Source organism: Candidatus Ruminimicrobium bovinum (assembly GCF_902760015.1).
GTDB lineage: Bacteria > Elusimicrobiota > Endomicrobiia > Endomicrobiales > Endomicrobiaceae > Ruminimicrobium > Ruminimicrobium bovinum.
Map to the genome: position 1 here is coordinate 1 of NZ_CACWEU010000262.1, position 4127 is coordinate 4127.

The 4127-nt window shown below is 20.6% G+C and carries 6 protein-coding genes and 1 tRNA gene; all 7 read left to right on the top strand.

Translation table 11 applies throughout. The features are described 5' to 3' along the window. Positions 1-146 precede the first annotated feature (146 nt). The 7 genes from ACMUOV_RS08570 (at position 147) to ACMUOV_RS08600 (ending at position 4124) form a co-directional block, all read left to right on the top strand. Complete coding sequence (locus ACMUOV_RS08570) at positions 147-590, top strand: hypothetical protein (protein WP_413854732.1); 444 nt, start codon at positions 147-149, stop codon at positions 588-590. Positions 591-604: 14 nt separating this feature from the next. Next, positions 605-1294, top strand: a complete 690-nt coding sequence (gene radC, locus ACMUOV_RS08575; RefSeq protein WP_413854733.1) for a RadC family protein — start codon at positions 605-607, stop codon at positions 1292-1294. 50 nt (positions 1295-1344) lie between these two features. After that, positions 1345-2145 carry a rod shape-determining protein MreC gene (gene mreC / locus ACMUOV_RS08580; RefSeq protein ID WP_413854735.1) on the top strand — a complete coding sequence of 267 codons (801 nt, stop codon included), beginning with the start codon at positions 1345-1347 and terminating at the stop codon, positions 2143-2145. Then, positions 2145-2654 (top strand): rod shape-determining protein MreD, encoded by a 510-nt coding sequence (gene mreD, locus ACMUOV_RS08585; protein WP_413854736.1) that lies wholly within the window; start codon positions 2145-2147, stop codon positions 2652-2654. Before mreC ends, mreD begins: the two co-directional genes overlap by 1 nt. 46 nt (positions 2655-2700) lie before the next feature. Then, positions 2701-3276 carry a peptidoglycan DD-metalloendopeptidase family protein gene (locus ACMUOV_RS08590; protein ID WP_413854737.1) on the top strand — a complete coding sequence of 192 codons (576 nt, stop codon included), beginning with the start codon at positions 2701-2703 and terminating at the stop codon, positions 3274-3276. A 79-nt stretch (positions 3277-3355) separates the two neighbouring features. After that, on the top strand, positions 3356-4012 hold the full coding sequence (locus ACMUOV_RS08595; RefSeq protein WP_413854739.1) for a site-2 protease family protein: 657 nt from the start codon (positions 3356-3358) through the stop codon (positions 4010-4012). 36 nt (positions 4013-4048) lie between these two features. Then, positions 4049-4124: transfer RNA gene (locus tag ACMUOV_RS08600), tRNA-Ala, on the top strand. The last annotated feature ends 3 nt before the right edge of the window (positions 4125-4127 follow it).

Here is a 4127-nt window from a genome sequence, read left to right on the forward strand (position 1 = left end):
GTGATACTACTTATACTGCAACAGCTGCCAATGTTCAAACTGTACATTTCAATTAATAAATAATAAAGGCTTGTAAAGTTAATCACAAGTCTTTTTTTTCGACAAAATATTATATTTTAGTTTGTTAGTATCTAATTGGTGATACTATGAAAAAGAAATTAATTTGGGGAATAGTATTTATATTAATTGGTATATTTTGTAGTAGGTATATTTCTAATATAAATGCTAAAAGTATATTTAATAGTGGGGAATTATATTATTTTGTGCAGGAAGGTGTATATACTAATAAGAAAATTATGAATAATGATTTAAAAGATATAAAGAATAGAGCTGTTATATCTAAAAATAATAAATATTATGTATATGTAGGCATTAGTAAAGACTTAGAAATAGCTAAATTAATAAAAAAGATATATGAAGATAAGGGATATCAAATATATATAAAAGAATTAAGTGTTGATGATAAAGAGTTTTCTAGTAATGTAGAGCAATTTGATCTACTTATTAAAAATAGTAGTAATGATGAAGATATTCTAACTATAGAGTCTGTTGTTTTATCTAATTATGAGGAAATTATAAATAATAAGTAAATAATATATTAGAGGTGATTATTATTTATAAGATAAAAGATATTCCTATTAGTGAAAGACCTAGAGAAAAATTAAAAAATATTGGTGTTAATAATTTATCTGATTCAGAAATTTTGGCTATTATTCTAAAAACAGGTACTATATCTAAATCAGTTAATGATTTAGCAATCGATATCTTAAACAAATATAATCTTAATGATTTAAAAAATATAAGTATTAATGAATTAAGTAAAATAAAGGGTATTGGAGAAGTAAAAGCTATTGAATTAGTCGCATCTATAGAACTTGGTAAAAGAATATTTTTAAATAAGAATAATAAATTAAAAAAGTTAGTAAATGCTAAAGATATATGGGAGGATTCTAAGTATTTATTTAATGATTTAAAACAAGAATATTTTTATGCATTATATTTTAATAATAAACAAGAGTTAATAGAAAGGAAATTATTATTTATGGGAACAATTAATGCTAGTACAGTTCATCCAAGAGAAGTATTTAAAGAAGCATATAGAGTTAGTGCTTCAAGTATTATATGTATGCATAATCATCCATCAGGGGATATTAATCCTAGTAGAGAAGATATTAGGTTTACTGATAATATTGTAAAAACTGGTTATATTCAAGGTATTCCAGTACTAGATCATATTATAGTTAGTGAGAGTAGTTATTATAGTTTTTATGATAATAATATGATAAATATATAGTTGTTTATAAAAATAATTTATATTATAATAATTAAGGATGGGATGATATTATGTATAAGAAAAAGAAGAAAGATAAGATTAGTAAAAAATTAGTAATTCCAGTAGTTTGTATAGTTATATTTATATTGTTATTTGTATCTGTACAACTTAATAGAGATGCTTTTATGGGAGAATCTATTTTTAAAGATACTGCTATGTTTATAAATAGAGTTATTATGTATCCATTTACTTCTTTAAATAATAAAAAAGATGTTGATCAAAGTAAAAGTTATATTATTCAAAAGAATGTAAATGAATCTTTAGAAAAAGAAATAGAAGAGTTAAAAGATGAATTAAAACTAAATAAAACATTAACTGAATATGATACAGTTAATGCGACTATTTTATCTAGAAATAAGGGTTATTGGTTTAATACTATTACTATAGATAAAGGTAGAAGTTCTGGTATAAAGAAGGATATGGCTGTTGTTACTAGTAATGGTTTAGTAGGTAAAATATCTAAAGTATATAAGTTTTCTAGTGAAATTAAGTTAATTACTTCTGATGATGTTAATTTTAAAGTAAGTGTTGCTATTAAATCTAGTAATGGAGATAGTTATGCAATATTAAATGGTTATGATAAAAAGACTAATACTATTAAAGTTAGTGGTGTTGATAAAAATAGTAATATTAAAGTAGGAGAAAGTATTGTTACTAGTGGTTTAGGTGGTATGTTTCCTGGAGGTATATATATAGGAGAAGTATCTAAGATAAAAAGTGATAAATATGATTTAAGTAAAGTTTTATATATTAAAACTAAACAGGATTTTAATAGTATTCATTATGTTACTGTATTAAAGGAGAAAGAATAATGTTAATTAGTATATTAATAGGAATAATTTCTTTAATACTAGAAGTAATACTAAGTAATTTTTTACCATATTTAAATAATAATTTATCTTTATTTACACCAATGTTTAGTATAGTAAGTTTATTCTTTATATATTCTTTTTTTAAGAAAGATAAATATAGATACTTTATATTTTCTTTTATATTTGGATTTGTTTATGATTTATTCTTTACAAACTTATTATTCTTTAATGGAATATTATTTTTAGCAATAGCTTTTCTAATTACTTTATTATATGAAAACTTAGAGATTAATTTTTTAAATATAATATTAGAAATAGTAATAATTATTACAGTATATGAATTATTAACAGTCTTCATAATATTAATATTTAATCTAGTCCCTATAACACCATTAAAAGTATTATATAAAATATCTCATAGTTTAATTATTAATATTATTTATGGAGAAATCCTATATTTTATAATTAAACATTTACCTAAAAAATATAGAAGTTTAAGTATTAATTAGAATACTTTACTTCTTTTTTTCATATATTTTATTAAAGGAGAAATATATGAAAAATAATATTACAGTAAAAAAGAGGCTAGTATTAAAAGAAAAAGTCAAAATATTTATTAATAAAGTATTAATAACTATATTAATATTTTTAGTTGGAATGATTTTAGTAAAGGATAATTCTAAGTATAAGAATAATATAATTAATAATGTATATGAGAAAAGTTTTAAATTTACTAAATTAAAAGATTTATATGAAAAGTATTTTGGTAAAGTTTTATCTGTAGATAAGATAGTTAGTGAAGATGAGAAAGTTTTTAATGAGAAGTTAAGTTATAAAAAACTTAGTAAATATAAAGATGGTGTAAAATTAGATGTATCTAATAAGTATATGGTTCCATCTATTGAGAGTGGGATTGTTGTGTTTATTGGAGAAAAAGAAGGTTATGGGAATACTATTATTATAGAACAAGTAAATGGAGTAGATGTTTATTATTCTAATATTAATCCTAGTAATATAAAATTATATGATTATATAGAAAAAGGTAAATTACTAGGAGAAGTAAAAGATAATAAATTATATATGGTATTTCAAAAAGATGGGAAGTATTTAAATTATAAAAAGTATTTATAAATATATAGATATAAATCCATTAGTATATTTATTAGCAATCATTTCTGTATTTACTGCGTCTTTTATACCATTTTTTGTTATTAGTTTTTTGATTATTATTCATGAATTAGGACATTTATTAATGGCTTTATTATTAGGTGGAGAATTAATTAAAATTAATATATATCCATTAGGTGGAATATCCAAGTTTAAGTTTGATTTAAATATTAGTATTATAAAAGAGTTTTTAGTATTAATAAGTGGACCTATTATGCAGATAATTGGTTACTTTATATTAGTAAATATATTAAAAGATTATAATAAATTAATTAGTATATATCATTATAGTATATTAATATTTAATTTAGTTCCTATATATCCATTAGATGGAGGTAGGATATTAAATTTATTTTTATCTATATTTATTCCATATAAGAAAAGTTTAATACTTAGTATTATTCTAAGTATTATTTTTATTGTATTAATATTTAGTTATTTTATATTTAATAATATAACTATAAATATAGTAGTTATTAGTATATTTTTATTATATAAAGTAATAATAGAATATAAGAATATTGATTATTTATATGAGAGATTTTTATTAGAAAGATATTTAAATAATTATAATTTTAAAAAAGGGATTATTATAAATAAAATTAATAATTTTAGACGTAGTAAGAGACATTTAATAAAGATAAATAATAATTATTATTTAGAAAAAGATATCTTAGAGAAAAAATATAAAAGATATTGACTTTTTTATTGGTTATGTTATAATCTATATTGTTATGGGGCATTAGCTCAGCTGGGAGAGCGTCACGTTTGCACCGTGAAGGTCAGCGGTTCGATCCCGCTATGCTCCACCATTA

What these genes read in the sequence shown, in the direction of transcription:
- ACMUOV_RS08570 (WP_413854732.1), top strand. Translation starts at nt 147, where the DNA reads ATGAAAAAGAAATTAATTTGGGGAATAGTATTTATATTAATTGGTATA.
- mreC (WP_413854735.1), top strand. Translation starts at nt 1,345, where the DNA reads ATGTATAAGAAAAAGAAGAAAGATAAGATTAGTAAAAAATTAGTAATT.
- mreD (WP_413854736.1), top strand. Translation starts at nt 2,145, where the DNA reads ATGTTAATTAGTATATTAATAGGAATAATTTCTTTAATACTAGAAGTA.
- ACMUOV_RS08590 (WP_413854737.1), top strand. Translation starts at nt 2,701, where the DNA reads ATGAAAAATAATATTACAGTAAAAAAGAGGCTAGTATTAAAAGAAAAA.